Source organism: Robertmurraya dakarensis, assembly GCF_900156875.1.
GTDB lineage: Bacteria > Bacillota > Bacilli > Bacillales > Cytobacillaceae > Robertmurraya > Robertmurraya dakarensis.
In genome coordinates, this window is sequence record NZ_LT707408.1 from 840,174 (window position 1) to 858,751 (window position 18,578).

At 37.4% G+C, this 18,578-nt stretch carries 19 protein-coding genes; 13 read left to right on the forward strand and 6 right to left on the reverse strand.

The annotated features are described in order from the left end of the window. The first annotated feature begins 74 nt into the window (after positions 1-74). The 6 genes from CZ487_RS05230 to CZ487_RS05255 all read left to right on the forward strand — a co-directional run bounded on the left by CZ487_RS05230 (position 75) and on the right by CZ487_RS05255 (position 7,014). Entirely contained in the window at positions 75-1,220 is a 1,146-nt protein-coding gene (locus CZ487_RS05230; protein ID WP_084783130.1) for a DUF445 domain-containing protein, read from the forward strand. A gap of 68 nt (positions 1,221-1,288) precedes the next feature. Beyond that, the gene (locus CZ487_RS05235; protein ID WP_077211089.1) at positions 1,289-1,642 is read left to right on the forward strand and encodes a YlbF/YmcA family competence regulator; all 354 of its coding nucleotides are present in this window, start codon (positions 1,289-1,291) and stop codon (positions 1,640-1,642) included. A gap of 134 nt (positions 1,643-1,776) precedes the next feature. Further along, positions 1,777-2,643, forward strand: a complete 867-nt coding sequence (locus CZ487_RS05240; RefSeq protein WP_077211090.1) for a Cof-type HAD-IIB family hydrolase — start codon at positions 1,777-1,779, stop codon at positions 2,641-2,643. Positions 2,644-2,800: 157 nt separating this feature from the next. Further along, the gene (locus tag CZ487_RS05245) at positions 2,801-4,315 is read left to right on the forward strand and encodes a coproporphyrinogen III oxidase (protein ID WP_077211091.1); all 1,515 of its coding nucleotides are present in this window, start codon (positions 2,801-2,803) and stop codon (positions 4,313-4,315) included. A gap of 142 nt (positions 4,316-4,457) precedes the next feature. Beyond that, a complete protein-coding gene (locus CZ487_RS05250; RefSeq protein WP_077211092.1) occupies positions 4,458-6,071 on the forward strand; it encodes a long-chain fatty acid--CoA ligase in 1,614 nt (537 codons plus the stop codon). A 151-nt stretch (positions 6,072-6,222) separates the two neighbouring features. Then, positions 6,223-7,014: an enoyl-CoA hydratase gene (locus CZ487_RS05255; protein WP_077211868.1), complete on the forward strand. Its 792-nt coding sequence runs from the start codon at positions 6,223-6,225 to the stop codon at positions 7,012-7,014. Positions 7,015-7,090: 76 nt separating this feature from the next. Here the strand turns inward: CZ487_RS05255 and CZ487_RS05260 are convergent, their stop codons facing one another. Together CZ487_RS05260 and CZ487_RS05265 are read right to left on the reverse strand one after the other, a co-directional pair. Beyond that, a complete protein-coding gene (locus CZ487_RS05260) occupies positions 7,091-7,276 on the reverse strand; it encodes a YhzD family protein (protein ID WP_077211093.1) in 186 nt (61 codons plus the stop codon). A 153-nt stretch (positions 7,277-7,429) separates the two neighbouring features. Beyond that, the gene (locus CZ487_RS05265; RefSeq protein ID WP_077211094.1) at positions 7,430-8,305 is read right to left on the reverse strand and encodes a manganese catalase; all 876 of its coding nucleotides are present in this window, start codon (positions 8,303-8,305) and stop codon (positions 7,430-7,432) included. Positions 8,306-8,583: 278 nt separating this feature from the next. Between CZ487_RS05265 and CZ487_RS05270 the strand changes: the two genes are divergently transcribed. From CZ487_RS05270 to CZ487_RS05290, 5 genes are all read left to right on the forward strand, one after another. Continuing rightward, a complete protein-coding gene (locus tag CZ487_RS05270; RefSeq protein WP_077211095.1) occupies positions 8,584-8,784 on the forward strand; it encodes a cold-shock protein in 201 nt (66 codons plus the stop codon). 173 nt (positions 8,785-8,957) lie between these two features. Then, the gene (locus CZ487_RS05275) at positions 8,958-10,178 is read left to right on the forward strand and encodes a metallophosphoesterase family protein (protein WP_077211869.1); all 1,221 of its coding nucleotides are present in this window, start codon (positions 8,958-8,960) and stop codon (positions 10,176-10,178) included. A gap of 23 nt (positions 10,179-10,201) precedes the next feature. Then, positions 10,202-13,192: an ATP-binding protein gene (locus tag CZ487_RS05280; RefSeq protein WP_077211096.1), complete on the forward strand. Its 2,991-nt coding sequence runs from the start codon at positions 10,202-10,204 to the stop codon at positions 13,190-13,192. Between the two features lie 110 nt (positions 13,193-13,302). Next, positions 13,303-14,247: a 3'-5' exoribonuclease YhaM gene (gene yhaM / locus CZ487_RS05285; RefSeq protein WP_077211097.1), complete on the forward strand. Its 945-nt coding sequence runs from the start codon at positions 13,303-13,305 to the stop codon at positions 14,245-14,247. Positions 14,248-14,368: 121 nt separating this feature from the next. After that, complete coding sequence (locus CZ487_RS05290) at positions 14,369-14,554, forward strand: sporulation YhaL family protein (RefSeq protein WP_077211098.1); 186 nt, start codon at positions 14,369-14,371, stop codon at positions 14,552-14,554. Positions 14,555-14,586: 32 nt separating this feature from the next. Here the strand turns inward: CZ487_RS05290 and CZ487_RS05295 are convergent, their stop codons facing one another. Continuing rightward, positions 14,587-15,492, reverse strand: a complete 906-nt coding sequence (locus tag CZ487_RS05295) for a peptidylprolyl isomerase (protein ID WP_077211099.1) — start codon at positions 15,490-15,492, stop codon at positions 14,587-14,589. Between the two features lie 250 nt (positions 15,493-15,742). On the opposite strand from CZ487_RS05295, the gene CZ487_RS05300 reads away from it, so the two are divergent. Next, positions 15,743-15,829, forward strand: a complete 87-nt coding sequence (locus tag CZ487_RS05300) for a YjcZ family sporulation protein (RefSeq protein WP_077211100.1) — start codon at positions 15,743-15,745, stop codon at positions 15,827-15,829. A gap of 422 nt (positions 15,830-16,251) precedes the next feature. Here the strand turns inward: CZ487_RS05300 and CZ487_RS05310 are convergent, their stop codons facing one another. Further along, on the reverse strand, positions 16,252-16,803 hold the full coding sequence (locus tag CZ487_RS05310) for a DUF3267 domain-containing protein (RefSeq protein WP_237562804.1): 552 nt from the start codon (positions 16,801-16,803) through the stop codon (positions 16,252-16,254). A 204-nt stretch (positions 16,804-17,007) separates the two neighbouring features. On the opposite strand from CZ487_RS05310, the gene CZ487_RS05315 reads away from it, so the two are divergent. Further along, entirely contained in the window at positions 17,008-17,343 is a 336-nt protein-coding gene (locus CZ487_RS05315; RefSeq protein WP_077211101.1) for a DUF1878 family protein, read from the forward strand. Between the two features lie 2 nt (positions 17,344-17,345). Here CZ487_RS05315 and CZ487_RS05320 read toward each other — a convergent pair whose 3' ends face one another. Beyond that, on the reverse strand, positions 17,346-17,918 hold the full coding sequence (locus CZ487_RS05320) for an HTH-type transcriptional regulator Hpr (protein WP_077211102.1): 573 nt from the start codon (positions 17,916-17,918) through the stop codon (positions 17,346-17,348). Positions 17,919-18,189: 271 nt separating this feature from the next. Then, positions 18,190-18,555 carry a YtxH domain-containing protein gene (locus CZ487_RS05325; protein ID WP_077211103.1) on the reverse strand — a complete coding sequence of 122 codons (366 nt, stop codon included), beginning with the start codon at positions 18,553-18,555 and terminating at the stop codon, positions 18,190-18,192. Positions 18,556-18,578: the final 23 nt, after the last annotated feature.

Below are 18,578 nucleotides of genomic sequence, written 5' to 3' on the forward strand. Positions count from 1 at the left end.
AATAGGCGATAGCCTGTTATCAGTATCTTATGAGGAAAAGGATTATTGGTGCGTAATTGTTGGATGGAAGGTAGATGGAAATGAATATTTTTTTTACGATTGTATTTATGGTTGTGATTGGTGCTGTAATTGGAGGCGTGACAAACTCACTGGCTATCAAAATGCTATTTCGCCCTTATGAGCCAATCTATATTAAGGGGTGGAGGGTTCCGTTTACACCTGGACTAATTCCAAAAAGAAGAGATGAACTTGCGAAGCAGATGGGGATTATGGTCGTTAATCACTTATTAACCCCAGAGAGTATTCAAAAAAAATTCTTGAATGACAGTTTCCAAAAAGAGATGACAAAGCTATTTCAAACAGAATTGGAACAATTGCTAAGCAGGGAAGAGACTCTTCAGCAAGTGCTTGACACTATTGGTGTAAAAAATGGCCGAGAAAAACTGGAAGGACAGATGGAAGATTTACTAGAGAAGAAGTACCATCAATTAATGGATAAATATCGTGATGAACCAATCAGAAAGCTTCTATCTGATGAACTTCTAGATAAGGTTGATACAAAAATTCCTGTAGTCGCTTCTTATATTCTCCAGAAGGGGACAGATTACTTTTCAAGCGTGGAAGGTGAATTGCGAATTGATCGAATGATCGATGATTTTGTGAAGAATCGAAGCGGTGTGCTTGGTAACATGATGCAGATGTTTTTAGGAAACGTTAATCTTACAGAAAAAGTGCAGAAGGAAATTATTAAGTTCTTAAGCAGTGAGAGCACAAAGGACTTAATTACAACACTGTTAACAAAAGAATGGGAAAAGGTATTGGACTGGAAAGCGGAAAAGGTGGAGGAACAATTTGGCCGCGAGCAGCTGATATCTACGATTAAACAGTATGCCATGAAGCTGATTAAAGCAGAACGAATTTTTAATAGTCCTATTTCTAAACTTTCTCAGCCATTTAAGGAAGGGATTATTCAAGACGTTACTCCCCGCGTTGTGCAATTGATTAGCAATGGGCTGTCTGACCGCATTGGGGTCATTATGGAAAGACTTCGCTTAGCCGATGTTGTACGTGAGCAGGTCGAAACGTTCTCAGTCGAAAGAATAGAAGAAATGGTGTTATTAATTACAAGTAGAGAATTAAAAATGATCACCTACCTAGGGGCATTGCTTGGGGGGATGATAGGTCTTTTCCAAGCAATTATGGTTTTGTTAACACGTTAGCAAATGTGCAATTCTATTCATAGTTTGTTATAGTGTAATGGATTGTTTAATAAAAGGAGTTGTAGTTAGTGGTAGTAAATTTACATGATGCAGCGTATGATTTAGAAAGAGTGATCAGAAACAGTAATGAGTTTCAAGATCTAAAGAAAATGTATGAAGCTGTTAATGCTGATGAAGCAGCAAAAGGAATGTTTGAAAATTTCCGTAACATCCAAATGCAGCTGCAGCAAAAGCAAATGATGGGCGAAGAAATTACGCAAGATGAAGTAGAACAAGCGCAAAAAACAGTTGCACTCGTTCAACAACATGAAACAATTGGCCGACTAATGGAAGCTGAGCAGCGAATGAGTGTAATTATTAATGAATTAAACCAAATTATTATGAAGCCGCTTGAAGAGCTTTATGGTGCACCAGGACAATAATGATTAATCTTTATACTACAGGAACAGAAAGAAACCCGTTCAAAATTTGAGCGGGTTTCTTTCTGTTCTATTCGAACTGTTTTTTTCATAAAAGTGAAATAGGGACAGAAACATCATGAATAGGGGGCTTTATTATGATCTACAGGCTGCTAGCTTTAAATATTGATGGTACATTACTACAATCAAACGGGAAACTTCATAAATCAACGAAGGAAGCAGTTGAATATGTGCAGGAAAAGGGAATCTACGTTACACTCGTAACTTCAAGGAACTTTTCATCGGCAAAAAAGGTAGCAAAAGCATTGAAATTAGATTCGATCCTTGTCACCCACCGCGGTGCATATATTTCAGACACATTAAACGAACCTGTCCTAGCTAGAAGAATTCCCGAGGAGATCACGTTTGAAATTGTCAGGTTTTTAGAAAGTTTTCAGTGCCAAATACGAATCGTACATGAAAAGTATTCATTAGCAAATAAATTAAAGTTAAACAACAATCTTCTCGCCAAAACAATCGTTAACTCTGGGGACCCATTATTCTACCCTCAGCAGTTTGTTGATTCTGTTAGTGATACGATCATGGAGGATCCAACCTCTCCCCCGAATATTGAAGTGTATTTCGAGGAGAATCGAGATGCTTCTGATGCCAGGAAAGCGATTGTAAGTATGTTCTCGGAAGTGGACGTTTCTCAAAAAGATGATTATCGCTTAGATATTGTTCCTCAAGGTGCGTCTAAATTAAATGGACTTCTTTATTTAGGTGAAAAATTAGGAATTAAGCGAAACGAGATGGTAGCAATTGGAGATTCTATTGATGATCTTGAATTGATAGACGGAGTTGGTCTAGGGGTAGCAATGGGTAACTCACCTGTAGAGCTTAAACAAGCGGCCGACTGGATTACCAGATCCAATAACCAGCAGGGTGTAGGCTACATGGTAAAAGAACATTTCCGCAAGCAGCAGCCAATTGAATTTCTTAAAAAGATGAAAATCATTAAATAACGATGGTATTAAGGCGGGTGAAGATAGCACCTGCTTTTTATTTTTTCCATGAAATTGATATTCTTGACCGTACATACCCCTTTTTGTACACTTATGAGAGCTAACTGTTTTTATGTTAGCATGCTTTAACTACAGTCAAAATGTAAAGGTGATTATTTTGCTTATTCAGATAAAGGGTTTATCCGATCAACGGTTTCAACGTCCGCTTGAGTTGATTGCAAATTTGTTTTTTGAAGAATCAAAAGTGGTGCTGCAAAAAGAAAGCGATATGCATCACACGATAGAGTTTAAGATTGATTACGATCAGAAGGTTTTGGTTTCTGCTTCCATGTTGATTGAGGACGGGAGAATGTTTACAGCGAGTTTTAGCGACAGTCTTCCAGCTGAGGGGACTGAGAAAGAGAAATTTCGTATTGTAAAGCGCACCGTTTCGCATGTGTTCTTAGAAATTCTCCAGGATTGGACAGGGATGATCCAAAAATGGGGCATTCTCACAGGAATTCGTCCAACAAAGCTTCTGCATAAACAGCTGCAGGCAGGGACAGCAAAAGAAGAAGCTCATAAGATGTTAAAGGAGAATTATTTAATATCAGAGGAAAAAATCCAATTGATGCAGGAAATCGTTGATCGGCAATTGGCTGTTGTCCCAGATTTATACGATCTGCAAAACGAAGTAAGTATTTATATTGGAATCCCATTTTGTCCAACAAAATGTGCTTATTGCACATTCCCGGCTTATGCTATTAATGGGCGTCAAGGATCGGTCAACTCATTTCTAGGCGGTCTTCATTTCGAAATGAGAAAGATCGGACAATGGTTAAAGGAAAACGACATCAAGATTACCACGGTTTACTATGGTGGAGGGACTCCCACAAGTATTAGCGCAGAAGAGATGGACATGCTTTATGAAGAAATGTATACTTCATTCCCTGATGTTAAAAGCATTCGGGAAATTACGGTCGAAGCGGGAAGACCAGACACCATTACTTCAGAGAAATTAAAGGTACTAAATAAATGGAATATTGATCGAATTAGCATTAACCCGCAATCTTATACACAGGAAACGCTGAAGGCGATTGGGCGTCATCATACGGTCGAAGAAACGATTGATAAATTCCATCTTGCCCGGTCATTAGGTATGAACAATATTAACATGGACTTAATTATTGGTCTTCCAGGAGAAGGTACGACTGAGTTTGCTCATTCACTAAATGAGACGGAAAAACTCATGCCTGAATCGCTGACGGTCCACACCTTATCCTTTAAACGTGCATCCGAAATGACCAAAAACAAGGAAAAGTACAAGGTAGCGGACCGAAAAGAAATTGAAGAAATGATGGACCTTGCTCAAGAATGGACAAAGGAGCGTAATTACGCACCATACTATTTATATAGACAAAAAAATATCCTTGGAAATCTGGAAAATGTCGGTTACTCTCTACCCAATCAAGAGAGCATTTATAATATTATGATCATGGAGGAACAGCAAACCATCATTGGGCTGGGCTGTGGTGCTGCGAGCAAATTTATTGATCCAAAAACAGGGAAAATTACTCAGTTTGCTAATCCGAAGGACCCAAAAACATATAACGAAAGTTTTGAATCCTATACAATGAAGAAAATTGACATTTTAGATGAGTTATTTAAAAACAATCATGCCCTTACAGATTAAGTAAGGGTTTTTTTGTTGTTTAAATATTAGGAAAATTATAAAAGGAATTTTAGTAAAAATATAGAATAGAATAGGTATTAATACTAGTATTTTACTAGTATACCAATAATGAAAGCGTTTGCTTAGAAAAAGGGGGAAGATAATGATGATGGCAACACCTTTAACAATGACGCAAATGATTAAGCGGGCAGAGAAGTACTTTCCAAAAAAACAGGTCATCTCCAGAACAGCAAACGGAATCGATCGTTTTACGTACAAGCAGATTGCTGAAAGAACGAGGAGGCTTGCAGACAGTCTGCAAAAATTAGGGGTTCAAAAAGGGGATAAAGTTGGAACGCTAGCATGGAATCATCACAGGCATTTAGAGGCTTACTTTGCTATCCCTTGCAGTGGAGCAGTTCTTCATACAATTAATATCCGATTGGCACCACAGCATATCACTTACATAATTAATCATGCCGAAGATAAAGTGTTACTAATTGACTCAGACTTTGTTCCTCTTATCGAGCAGTGTAAGGATGAGCTATCGTCCGTAAAAGCCTATGTCATCATGACGGACGATAAGGAGCTGCCTGAAACAACCCTTTCACCTGTGTATCATTATGAACAACTGATTGAACAAGGCAGCAATGATTATCAATATCCAGAAGATATTGATGAAAATGATCCGGCTGGAATGTGTTATACATCTGCGACCACCGGTAACCCAAAAGGGGTTGTGTATTCTCATCGCGGAATCGTGTTACACAGTATGGCATTAGGTATGGCTGATAGTGCAGCCTTAAGCGAAAAAGACATTGCCATGGCGGTTGTACCAATGTTTCATGCGAATGCTTGGGGACTTCCGTTCGCCGGGGTATGGTTTGGAACGACGCTAGTCATGCCTGGACCAAATTTCACACCTAAAATATTGGCAGAACTAATACAACAGGAAAAGGTTACATTTACAGCAGGGGTGCCGACCATCTGGTTAGGAATGCTAAAAGAATTAGAAGAAAAAGAGTATGACATCAGCAGTTTAAGAGCCGTTCTCTGCGGAGGATCTGCCGCGCCAAAAGCAGTCATAAGGGCGTTTGAGCAGAAGTATAATATTCCATTCATGCATGGTTATGGGATGACAGAGACAAGTCCGCTAGTTGTCATTTCGACGTTGAAGAGTTATCAAGAGGACCTTCCTTATGAAGAAAGACTTGATATTCGAGCAAAGCAAGGAATTCTCGTTCCGGGTCTTGATATTAAAGTTGTAGGTAAAGATGGAGAGGTTCCGTGGGATGGCAAGGAAATGGGTGAACTCGCGATAAGGGGACCATGGATTGCCTCGGAATATTATAAAGATGAACGAACCAAAGACGCTTTCCGCGATGGCTGGCTATATACTGGAGACGTCGTAACAATTGATGAAGAAGGCTTTATCAAAATCGTTGACCGTACAAAGGATTTAATTAAGAGTGGCGGAGAGTGGATTTCATCTGTCGATCTCGAAAATGCCTTAATGGCACATGAAGCAGTATTTGAAGCGGCGGTTGTAGCGATTCCTCATGAGAAATGGCAGGAACGTCCGGTAGCCTGTGTGGTACTGAAACAAAAGGGTCAAGTAACCAAAGAGGAATTAATGGAATTCTTAACGCCGCAATTTGCGAAATGGTGGCTTCCGGATGATATTTTATTCTTGGATGAAATTCCGAAGACGTCTGTTGGGAAGTTTTTAAAACGAGCTTTAAGGGATGAGGTGCAAGTAAAACTGCAAAAGAATTAAAAGATTTAGGATGGCTGATCCCGATGGGGAGAGTCATCCTTTTTTGCGGCAAGACAAATTTCTACAAAAAATTCATAATAATGCGGAAAAAGGTTTTATTATCTTATCGTTCCTTTATATAATAGAGTTAGAAAAGAGGGAGGGGATGGAAATGACCATCGAATATAAGCCGAAGACCTTGAATGTTACTGTCAAAGGGAAGGTAGCGACCATTCAATTAAATCGACCTGAAAGTTTAAATTCAATTGACGCAGAAATGATTAAAGAATTAGTACTTTGTTTAAAAGAGATCAGCATTTCTGATGACATTTTTATCGTTGTTTTAACAGGGAATGAGAGAGCGTTTTCTGCCGGCGGCGATTTAAAAACGATGCTTAGTCAGGATAATGATGAAAGCGATTTCCAATCTATTATGGACAATGTCAGCGAGCTTGTCGCAACAATGTATAATATGCCAATGCTCACAATCAGTGCTGTTTCTGGAGCTGCAGCAGGATTGGGACTAAGTCTGGCACTCGCTACCGACTACATAATTGCGGATGAAAATAGTAAATTAGCAATGAATTTTATTGGTGTTGGTCTTATTCCAGATGGGGGAGCTCACTTCTTTTTAGAAAGAAAATTAGGGGAAGACAAGGCTAAGCAACTGATTTGGGAAGGGAAAATGATGAAGGCTTCTGAAGCTTATGAAATGAACTTGGTTCATGAATTAACCACGAATTATAAAGAGGCACTGGATGCTAAGCTTGAAGAATGGCTGAACAAACCGATTCAGGCCATGATCAAAACAAAGAAAATCCTCGCTGAAAAAAACAGACCTCAGCTTTTAAAAATTTTAGAGTTAGAAAAACATGGCCAGCTTAAAATGAGAGAGACCAAGGATCACAGAGAAGGCGTAAATGCTTTTATTGAAAAGAGAAAACCAAAATTCATTGGGGAATAAGCTGTAATAAAAAAGGACTTGTTCGTTTTGATGAATAAGTCCTTTCTTTGGTTAAGCGCATATAAATGCTTTTTTATTATGAACGAAATAACAAAAGCTGTGCATCAGGTGATATACAGCGATGAGCTTTTTCAAGAGCATTATTTTCTTTAAGAATTTCTTCTGCACGAACTTTTGCTTCTTGATCATCTTTTGCTTCAAATGTTTCATCAAGGATTTTTTCTCCGCTAGATTCAAAAGCTGTAATTTTATAGGCCTTCATTTATATTTCCTCCTATTTATAATATTCTGATAGTTACTATTATTTTTGCATAGTTTTCATAATTGTGCAAAGGATATTTTCACTATTATTTGAGGTCATCATTAAAAAGAAAAAAGGCTAAAACCATGAGACAGGTTTTGGCCTTTTTTCTTTTTAATGAAGATTGGTTTGATCGGTATAATTCGCTTGGTCAGTCTGTGGAGGAGTAGTGCCTGGGATCGGGCTATTATGAATATAGGCTGGTGCCGGCTTTAATTCAGGTACCTGTCCCATTGCTTCAGGATTAGCGATATACTCAAAACTAGATTGCCCGTCCATACTTGGACCGCTGGCCCATCTCCCTTGTGAGCTCTCTTCTCCTTTGGAAAAATTCATGAATGAATAGGAGACTTGCTGCTTTTCGAGATCCTGCGGGAAGGTGCTGGGGACAATTGCTTTTTGGGTTAATTCTAGTTCTTCAATGGCTGCCATCCACTGATTTTGATGCATCGTATCCCGTGCAATCAAAAAGGATAGCATATCTCTCACACCAGGATCAGTTGTTGATTCATACAGCCTTACCACTTGAAGCCGGCCTTGTGACTCTGCATTTAAGTTTGCTCGGAAGTCAGCAAGCAGGTTTCCACTAGCAATCATGTAACGGGCATTCCATGGATAACCGACGCTATCGGTAGGTGTAGCACCTAACCCTGAAACAATCGCATGCTGCGGATTCATTCCGCCGAGAACAGCCTCAATCACGGGGTCTTTTGCAGCTTCTTCTTGGTCTTGAACAGGAGCTCCATCAAGTAATTGGGCGATCATGGTCGCGATCATTTCTACATGAGCAATTTCTTCTGTACCGATATCTAAGAGCATATCTCGATACTTTTGTTCACCCCTGCAGTTCCAGCCTTGAAATAGATATTGCAGCATCACCGTGATTTCTCCAAACTGTCCGCCAAGAATTTCTTGTAGTTTTTTCGCATAGACAGGATCAGGTTTATCAGGTTTTGCATTATATTGTAATTCTTTAATATGATAAAACATTGTTTTCTCTCCTTTCTCATAATAGATAATGTTTATCATTCCAACGATCGCATGAAATATTCGCGATGTGAAGTCCGTGCAGAACAAAAGAAAGGTAATGGGGAATTTTTACTTTTAAGTAATTTTTGAGATAAACCTTGCTTTTTTATTTATGGTTTGTTATTCTTAATAAGAATTATTTTTGTTCAGATATTTAAGGGAAGAATAATTATATTTTCGCCTGGAAGAGCAAGAATAGTAATACATTTGTGCGCTGATCGCACTAGGAGGCAACAAAAATGGAAAATGGTAAAGTAAAATGGTTTAATGCAGAAAAAGGTTTCGGATTTATCGAGCGCGAAGGCGGAGATGATGTATTCGTTCATTTCTCAGCTATCCAAGGCGAAGGTTTCAAAACTCTTGAAGAAGGTCAATCAGTAACTTTTGACGTTGAGCAAGGTGCTCGTGGACCTCAAGCAGCTAACGTAAACAAAGCTTAATTATAATCCAACCATACAAGCAGACTCTCTACAGAGTCTGCTTTTTCAATTCCCCTAAACTCCCCTCATTTTTATTCAAAACAATTCACATATAATCTCAATATGATATAGAGAACGTGCATTCGCTTTTTGGTGATGTTAAAATAGAAAAAAAGGGTTTGCGAGGAATTTTTATGAAAAAGTTAAAGTTTATTCATGCTGCGGATCTCCATTTGGACAGTCCGATGATTGGGTTAAGGCGCCTTCCTCGAAAAATATTTAACAGACTTCAGGAAAGTACTTTTGCTGCACTTCGAAATTTAGTCGATGCAGCCATTCATCACAGTGTTGATTTTGTAATAGTAGCCGGCGATGCATTTGATCATGAGAACCGGAGTTTGAGGGCCCAGGTTCGTCTAAAAAAAGAATTTGTACGGTTAGAGGAAGCGGGCATTCAGGTCTATCTTGTTCATGGAAATCATGACCATCTGCAAGGCATTACAATGAGTATTGAACTGCCGAAAAATGTTCATATCTTTGGTGATCATGTAGAGGTCAAAAAATATAAAAATAGCCTGGGGACAACTGTTCATCTTTATGGATTTAGTTATCCTGTGAGGCATGTGACAGAACGGAAAATAGAAAATTATCAAAAACTAGCTGATGCTGATTTTCATATAGGAATCCTCCATGGGAACCTTGAGGGAAATTCAGAACATGGTAACTATGCGCCTTTTCAATTAAACGAACTGATTGAAAAAGATTTTGATTATTGGGCGTTGGGGCATATCCATAAAAGGATGATTCTTAATGAGGAACCGCCAGTTGTTTATTCGGGGAATATTCAAGGCAGAAATAAAAAAGAAATGGGGCCTAAGGGCTGTTATTTAGTAAGCATGGATCAATCGCAGCCTGAACTTACATTTATCGAAACCAATGATGTAGTGTGGAAGGAAGTTATAATTGATGGTTCAGCTTTAGAATCGATACATGATTTATTTTATGGAACAAAGGATGTTATAGAAAGCGAAAGAATAGAGGGGAAAGCTAAGTTAGTACAGCTTAGACTTAATAACCTTGATTTTAGCAGGAATGATATTACGTTAGAAGCCATACAACAATTTCTCGAAACATTACAGGAGGAAGAACTGGAAGAAGCGTCTTTTGTATGGCCTATTGATATCGAGATAGATGAAAAAATCAGCTACGACAAAGAATCATTAGCTGCCCATTCTGATTTTTATAGCGAACTTTTCCATACCATCGACGATTGGGGGAACTTAGAGAAAAGTCTGGAACCACTATACAAGCACTCTGGTGCGAGAAAATTCCTGTCCCCGCTTACGAAGGATGAGCTTGAAGATATAAAGCAGCAAGCAGAAGAATTTCTATTGCAAAAATTATTGAATCGTTAAAAGTGAAGAGTAGGTGTGGAGAAATGAAGATTGAAGAAATTCATATATATGGGTATGGCAAGCTCGAAAATGTGGTCATTCGTGAATTAGGGGATAGCAGTGTTTTTTACGGCCATAACGAAGCTGGCAAATCGACGATTATGTCTTTTATACATAGTATTCTATTTGGATTTCCTACAAAACAGCAATCTGAGTTAAGGTATGAACCCAAAAAGGGAGGAAAGTACGGCGGGCAGCTCATTGTCAGCTTTGAGGATAGAGGCAGGGCAATTATTGAACGAATTAAGGGAAGAGCTGTCGGTGACGTTTCGGTACGTTTAGAGGATGGAACCGGCGGGGGAGAGGAGCTGCTAAAGGAACTTCTCTTTTCTATAGATAAAACGCTTTTTCAGTCGATTTTCTCTTTTAATCTTCATGGATTACAAAATGTGCACCATTTGAAAAGTGAGGATCTCGGAAAGTTTTTATTTTCCACCGGTGCTATTGGGTCAGATCGCCTTTTGATGGTTGAGCAGCAGCTTCAAAAGGAACTTGAAATGCGTTTTAAACCAAATGGAAAAAAGCCTTACTTAAATGAAAAACTGATAGAGTTAAAAGACGCTTATGCAGAGCTAAAAAAGGCTGAACAGCAGAATGAACAATACAATACTCTTATTGAAAATAAAGGCAGCCTTGCTGCAAATATAATGGAAAAACGGAAAAGGGAGTCATTCTTAAAAAACAGACTACAGAAGGTCGAGGAATGGAAGACTGCTTATTTAATCGTGAAAGAAAGAGAGATGCTTGAGGAAGAGTTAAATGGGCTTGTGGAAGGCAGTTTTCCTGTTGATGGGATTTCACGTCTAGAGCAGCTTATTGGCTTAATTAAACCTTTAGAAGGGCAATTGGAGGGACTGGAGGAAAAACTAGAAATATTAAAAAATGAGTACAAGGAACTCCCCGTTAATTATGAATTGATTAAAAGAGAGGTCGAGATCAATCAAACATTAGAAAAAATGGCATTATTCGATATTCTGGTTGAAGAGAAAAACGAATGGCGGAATAAAGCAGCTAAAATCAAAAGTGAAATAGATGAAATAAAGGAAAGACTTCATCTTTCGTTGGAAGATGAACATGTGTTGAACACGAATATTAGTCTGGTGATGAAGGAAAAAACGGCAGAGGCACAACAAAAACAGCAGCAGCTGAAGGTAAAGAAGTCAGAATTAGATCAAAAGTTTCTTGAAGAAAAGGAAAGTCTTGAAAGGATCGAACTTCAAATTAAGCAGCTGCAGTCTGAACTACTGCAGCCGAAGGAACGTTCACTTAAAAAACAGCAGTTAGAAAATAGTAAAAATAAAGGGATGGTTGAAAAAGAATTAATAAATGTTCAGGATAAGCTTCGTATTCTAGATTCAACAAAACAAAGTGAGAAAGAAAGGGCAAAACAATTCCGGCTTCAAATGAATGTTTTTACTCTGTTATTTCTTGTTTTATTCGGCTGGGCTATTTGGAATTCACAATATATTCTTGCTGTCTTAATCCTGATAGGTGTAACCGTTACTTTCATCTTATTCTCGCAAAAAAGTAAGAAAAGCGTCTCTGCTGAATTAGGTGAGGAGATTTTAAAGCTAAAGGAGCAAGAACGGAAGTTACAGTCTGTACAAACGACGATATCACCCATGGAAGTGGAGCTGCTTGAGGAGCAGCTGCTAAAGGATGATGAATTGCAAAAAAGATACGGTGTACTAAAAATAAAATGGGAACAGCAAAATGGACAGTATGAAAGGGTGCTTGAAGCATATGAAAACTGGGAAAGAAGTGTTAAAGAGCATAATCAACTATTGAAAGACATAGGCAATGAACTTTCTCTTCCTGAGGATGTGGCGATGCATTTTGTCCATGATGCCTTCTTGCTTCTTGTCCAATTAAAAGAAAAGTTAAGGGATTACCAATATCAACTCTCCCAAATTGAAAAAAAGAACGAAGCAATTAATGAGATAAAAGATCGTATTATGCAATTGAATCATGAGTTCCTACACAACCAGTCGTTATCTATTCAAGAAACAGCCGTTATTTTAAAGAGTAAACTAAAAGCAGAAATCGAAAGCAGCTTGAAGAAGGTTGATCTAGAAGCTAGGATGAAGGATTCAAAGGCAATTTTAGAAGAAGTGAGAAAGGAACGTAATTATCTTCACAAAGAGATGCAAACGTTATTTCAGTTGGCTGGGGTTTCTACAGAAGAGGAATTTAGAAGTGCCGGTAAGTTGGAAGAGAAAAGGCTTAATTTATTAAAACGAGTCGAGGAATTAACAAAGCGGATAAAACTGACCAGATTAACTGAAGATGAAATAGATGCATTTTTGGAGATAACTGACGTAGATGCCGAGATACACATGTTAAAGGAAAGGATAGACGATATTATACAAAGTATCCAGGAGGATCAGCAAGCTTTAGCAGAGGTAAAGCATCGTATTGATGTGTTAGAAAGCGGCGGTATTTATACTGATTTATTGCATCAATACAAAGCGATGCAATCAGAGTTTGAGCAGGAAGCAAAAGTATGGGCAAAAATTGAAATGGCTAAAGAGATGCTTAGAAAAACTGTTGATGTCTTTAAATATGAGAGACTTCCGCAATTATTGGTTAAAGCTGAGGAGTATTTGAGTTATTTAACAGAGGGGAATTATTGCCGTATTATCCCTAAAGAAGATAGCAATGGATTTGTTATAGAAAGAAAGGATTATACCCGCTTTGATGCTAATGAATTAAGTCAAGCAACAACGGAACAAGTGTATGTGGCTCTACGGCTTGCTTTGGCAACAACGATTTATAAAAAATACTCTTTTCCGATTATTATAGATGACAGTTTTGTTAACTTTGATCATAATCGTACACAAAGGGTGATAAAATTGCTAAGGAATCTAGAAGGAAATCAAGTTCTCTTTTTTACATGCCATCAGCATTTACTGAAACATTTTGATAAAAATCAAATTATCTTTATGAACGAACAATTTCCTCCGGTTGTGATTTAAAAAGATAAAGAGCTGCTTATTGGTACTGCGGGAGTTCTTGGTATTTTTTGGAACGTAGGTTATCTATTTTATGCTATACTAGGGTCATAGAAGGGAGAGTCTGTATACATATGAGTAAAGGTATACTTCATCATGAAGTGGGAGATCAAGTAGATCTTTTTATGTTAATCAAAAGCTCCACCAAAGGAACAGCTAGCAACGGTAAGCCATTCTTATCGATTGTTTTTCAGGATCAAACTGGAGAGATCGAAGCTAAGCTTTGGGATGCTTCTGACGAAGATGAGAAGATGTATTGTGCGGAGAAGATTGTAAAGATATTAGGTGATGTGCAAAATTACAGAGGAAGAACGCAGTTGCGGCTCAAGCAGATTCGTCCAGCCTCTTCAACAGACACAGTAACCATTTCAGATTTCCTTGCAACCGCTCCTGTAAGCAAGGAAGAAATGATGGATAAAATAACGCAATATATCTTTGAAATGAAAAATGCAAATATCCAGAGAATTACTCGTCATCTGCTAAAGAAATATCAAAATGCATTTTTTGAATACCCTGCCGCTACAAAAAACCACCATGAATTTGTTTCGGGATTGGCTTACCATGTTGTCAGCATGCTGGATTTGGCAAAGGCAATTGCTGGACTGTATCCAAGTTTGGATAAGGATTTGCTCTATGCGGGGATTATGCTTCATGATTTAGGAAAAGTTATGGAACTTTCCGGTCCAATCTCGACATCGTACACGGTAGAAGGTAATTTAATTGGGCATATTTCGATTATGGTGAATGAAATAGGAAAAGCGGCTGAAGAACTTTCTATAAATGGAGAAGAGATAATGGTTCTAAAGCATTTGGTGCTGTCACATCATGGGAAAGCGGAATGGGGGAGTCCAAAGCCTCCTTTAATAAAAGAAGCGGAAATACTCCATTATATTGATAATATTGATGCAAAAATGAATATGCTTGACCGGGCGTTAGAAAGAGTCAAGCCAGGGGAATTTACGGAAAGAGTTTTTGCGCTCGACAATCGGTCGTTTTATAAGCCAACTTTCCATAAATAAATGAAAAAAACATCTTCAATTTGAAGATGTTTTTTTCGTTCAGAGATCATCATAATTTTAATGCATCGAGCATAAATTGAAAGAAAAAGCTTGTACACCTAAAAAAAGTGGAGGTAATTGTATGGAAACCCCATTATGGATTTTTTTAATAGTCGGAGGCATTATCATGAGTGCCTTTATGGCATTGAAAACAGGCAAGGAAGAAAGAAGAATCGAATTCGAACAAATTGAAAGGGAAGGCGAAGTATACATGGAACGTCTTCAGAAGGAAAGGGCAGAGAGGGCAGAAAGAAGGTCATTCGGATAAAAAAATGGGTTCCAAATTGGAACCCATTTTTTTTACTTTTCTTCAGTTTCTTTTGTATCGTCAGCTCCATCAGCTTGTTCCTCTGCTGGAGCATCTTCTTGTAGAATCCCTTTCAGGTCAGCATCATTCACTTTAACATCTGCTGCTTTAAGTTCCTTTTGAAGCGTACTGCTTAAAGTAGCAGTGTCAATTTTTGCTACTTTTACATCATGCTCGATTTCTTCTTTCATTTCCTCGAAACTTTTCTTCTCTTTTTTATCTGTTACTTGAATAATATGGTAGCCAAATTGGGACTGAACTGGTTCGCTAATTTCATTAATTTCAAGCGCATAAGCTGTTTCCTCAAATTCAGGCACCATTGCTCCAGCACCGAACCAGCCGAGATCGCCACCGTTAGCTGCTGTGCCAGTATCTGTTGAATATTCTGTAGCCAGATCCTCGAACTTTGATCCAGAATCAAGCTTCGATTTAACCTCTTTCGCAGTAGCTTCATCAGCAACTAAAATGTGTCGAGCTTTAATTTCAGGCTTGTAGTTATCGTAGTATTCTTGAAGTTCTTCGTCCGTTGCCTCAATGTCAGCGATTGCTGCCTTTTCAACAAGCAAGTCCAATTTTAGGCTTTCTTTAAAAGATTCTTCAGTCATTCCATATTGCATTAACGCCATTTGGAAATTAGAACCGAGTTGATCTTTTGTTTCAGTAAACTTTTCTTCTACTTCTTCATCAGTTAATTCATATTTATCTGAAAGAACCTTTGTATACAGAAGTTGCTGCAGTGTTTGTTGACCATAACTTTCCTTCATTGCTTCATATAGCTCGTCCTTTGTGATGTTTCCAGCACTTGTTTCTGCCACTGCTTCCGAATCTCCGCCGTTATTGCAGGCAGCAAGTGTCGTGATCCCCAAGATTAATGACAGGGAAAGAATCCACTTTTTCATATAAACAACTCCCAAATATAATTTTCAATTATGTATATGTCACAAACAATACTATAACATAACTTACAGTCAGCTTAAAAGCTTATCCACTTCATTTTAAAAAAATAGGCATATGTTCTATCCCAAAAGCTGGGACTACTACATAGGATATAGGGAAAACACCAAGTGGTGTTCTTCTACTTGAAAAGCCAGCTGCTTAAGCAGTGCGGAGAGTGATGAAGTTTAGATAGATGCTGTGGAAGGGGGTGTTATGATGGGTCACGGATACGGTGGAGGATTCGCGTTGATCGTAGTGCTGTTCATCTTATTAATCATTGTTGGAGCTGCATGGTTCTAATTTAGACTAATGCAGGGACGAGGGAAGCACCCTCTAAACTTAAGAAAGCGCTGGAACGAAGGTTCCAGCGCTTTCTCTATGTAAATTTCTTATTTACGCAAATAAAATCTCAATGTAGGAGGATATAAGAAGGATGGTAACCAAGATGTTAATGGTACGAAAAACTTTTGGCTGCCTGTCTTCTGGTATCTCCTTTTGCAAACATAGGGAATTTGTTAATTTATTAATATTAAATAATATAACCATCGCAAAGATTATAAAGGCGGAGATGATCACCGAATCCCTCCCTTAACGTTCAATTTCTCTTAACCTACCATAACAAAATTTTTAGTAAAAAGATAGGGGAATATAAAACCATAAATTTTATGCTTTTAAGTTTTATAGATAAGAAAAGGGCACCGGTAATTGATGCCCTATATTCATTAAGAATTTGAGACTAGAATTTCGAAACCTTCATCGTTTTCTTCAATATATGCATGCTTTGGTGCGGAAAGAATACTCTTACCACAAATAATGTCAGGTACAGAAAGCCCAATGTGAAAAGCTATTAATATTGTAAAATAGTGACCGTAGTTTGGGAAAATAAAGCATCCGATCATCAATGAAGCTGTTATAAAAAAGAACGGTAAAAACAATGCAAATAAGAATAATTGTTTATTAATCGGTTCATCAACTCTTATATTAATGATTGGATAAAACCCAAACTTCCAATCTAAGTGCTTTTTAACTTTTGAACCAGTATGCGCAAGGGGTAAATAATGCAAGAATTTGTGCAGTGGATACATTAGGCCCAACCCACATACAAACATGATAAAATGGTTATCATAAAAGGATGTAGGTACTAAAAAATAAGCAATTGGTATATAAAGTAAAATAAATGTAATCAACATTGTCATTGAAGATATAAAAAGCAATCTCTGTGAACCATACTGTTTAGTAAAATTGACTGTTTTCCAGCAATTCAAAAGTATCACCCTCCCAAAGGAGATTCAATGCTATCAGTTAAGGAAAAATATATTTTCTTAAACTTACTAAGATACTTTACGATGAAAAAATAAAAAAATCAATAGGTATTTTTATTTCAATTTTTCCATCTTTTTTGTAAAATAATAGCATTAATGACACTCGTGATAATAAGGAAGTTTACATCAATTTTCTAAACTGAAAGAGGGTTGACAATGAATGATGAGAACCTGTACGACAGATTGAATAAGTTAGAGTTTCATCAATCTCTGCTATTGAGAATGATTCAGAATACTGATAAACATTTCTTTCGATTAGTGGTCGAAAAGTCGTTGACTGAACAAGAGGTAACAGAATTCTACAAACAATGTGAATCTATGAGCAAAGAGCTTGAAGAACAGAAAGCGGAGGGGTTCGTATACTTTCATCCGCTTTATAAGAAGTTTTCATCTGAATTACACCCGAGTTTAGAAGCAGAAGAGGTTATCCAAGCTTGTCTTTGTCAGAAATTGTTTCTGCCTTTAATGCAAGAGTTGAAAAAATACTTATAATTCTATATCCGTTCTTCAGATGGATCTTTTTTGCGAAGCTTTCCATCTACTTCAGTGAACTCACTTTCGATATTTTTGAAGGATTTTTCAAAGATCTCCATAAAGTCATCCCCATAAATATTTCGGACAATCGCCATGACTTCGACGATTTCTGGAAATTTCCCATATAAACTTGTTAAGGGCATTGCTCCTAAATAGGCTGCATTTTTATTAGGATCATAGGTTTTCATTAAATCTAGTAAAATTTGTTCTCCTTCGTCTGTTAATTCGATGTAAGTATTTCGTTTATCGCTTTCCTTTTTTGAAAATTTAAGCAAGCCCCTTTCTTCTAATTTCTTGGAAAAGTTAAATGCCGTTGAAACATGCATGACTCCGAACTTAGCAACATCCGAAATTGATGCTCCATTTAAATGATAGGCAATCCACAGGATATGATGTTCATTAATATTTAAGTCAAACGGCTTTATCCATTGCTGCCAATCCTTTTCGATGGATTTCCACAAAGCTTTACTTAACTGTGCAATTCTCTGCGTAAAAATCATTGCTTCCTTCATAGAATTTTGTTGTTCTGACATCCCCAATATTCACCCACTTTAAATTTCTATATTATCATTATGCCAATAAAACAAAAATTAATAAAGATAAAAATTTACTAAATTTTTAGAAATCAAATCTTGCAGTTATCGTGATAAGTAGAATTCAAGCTTTCTTAAAAAGTTTTTTCTTATTTTATAGAAAATTAGCATTTTTATAGTATATTACTTTTCTGTTTTTACTGCCCGAAATCCTTCTTTATTTGATAAATTTTTTTACAAGAATGATGAAATGATTATTAATGGTAAACGTTTACACTTTTTTCTTGTCATTTACTTCAGCTTCAAGTTCCTCTAAGGAAAGCTGGATAGACTCAATTTCACTCATGAGCTTTTCTTGATGCGGCTCAATTTCTTTTTGCCAATCAGCAATTAAAGACTTTATTTCTTGAACAAAAAAATTAATGTTTTCTTTGCTCTCGGTAGTTGCAGTTTTGATAGAATTTTTCATTTCAACTATGGCATCTTTTACATCTTCTAACTGTATTTTCCAATTGTTAACAAATTGTTGAAGGTTCCTTGTAGTATCTTTTCCTGAACTAGGCGCTGATAATAGAACAGCAATACCTGAAGTTATGCCTCCTGCAATCATACCCAAAAGAATGGATTTAGCTTTCATAATGGTCACCTCGTGATCGGTTT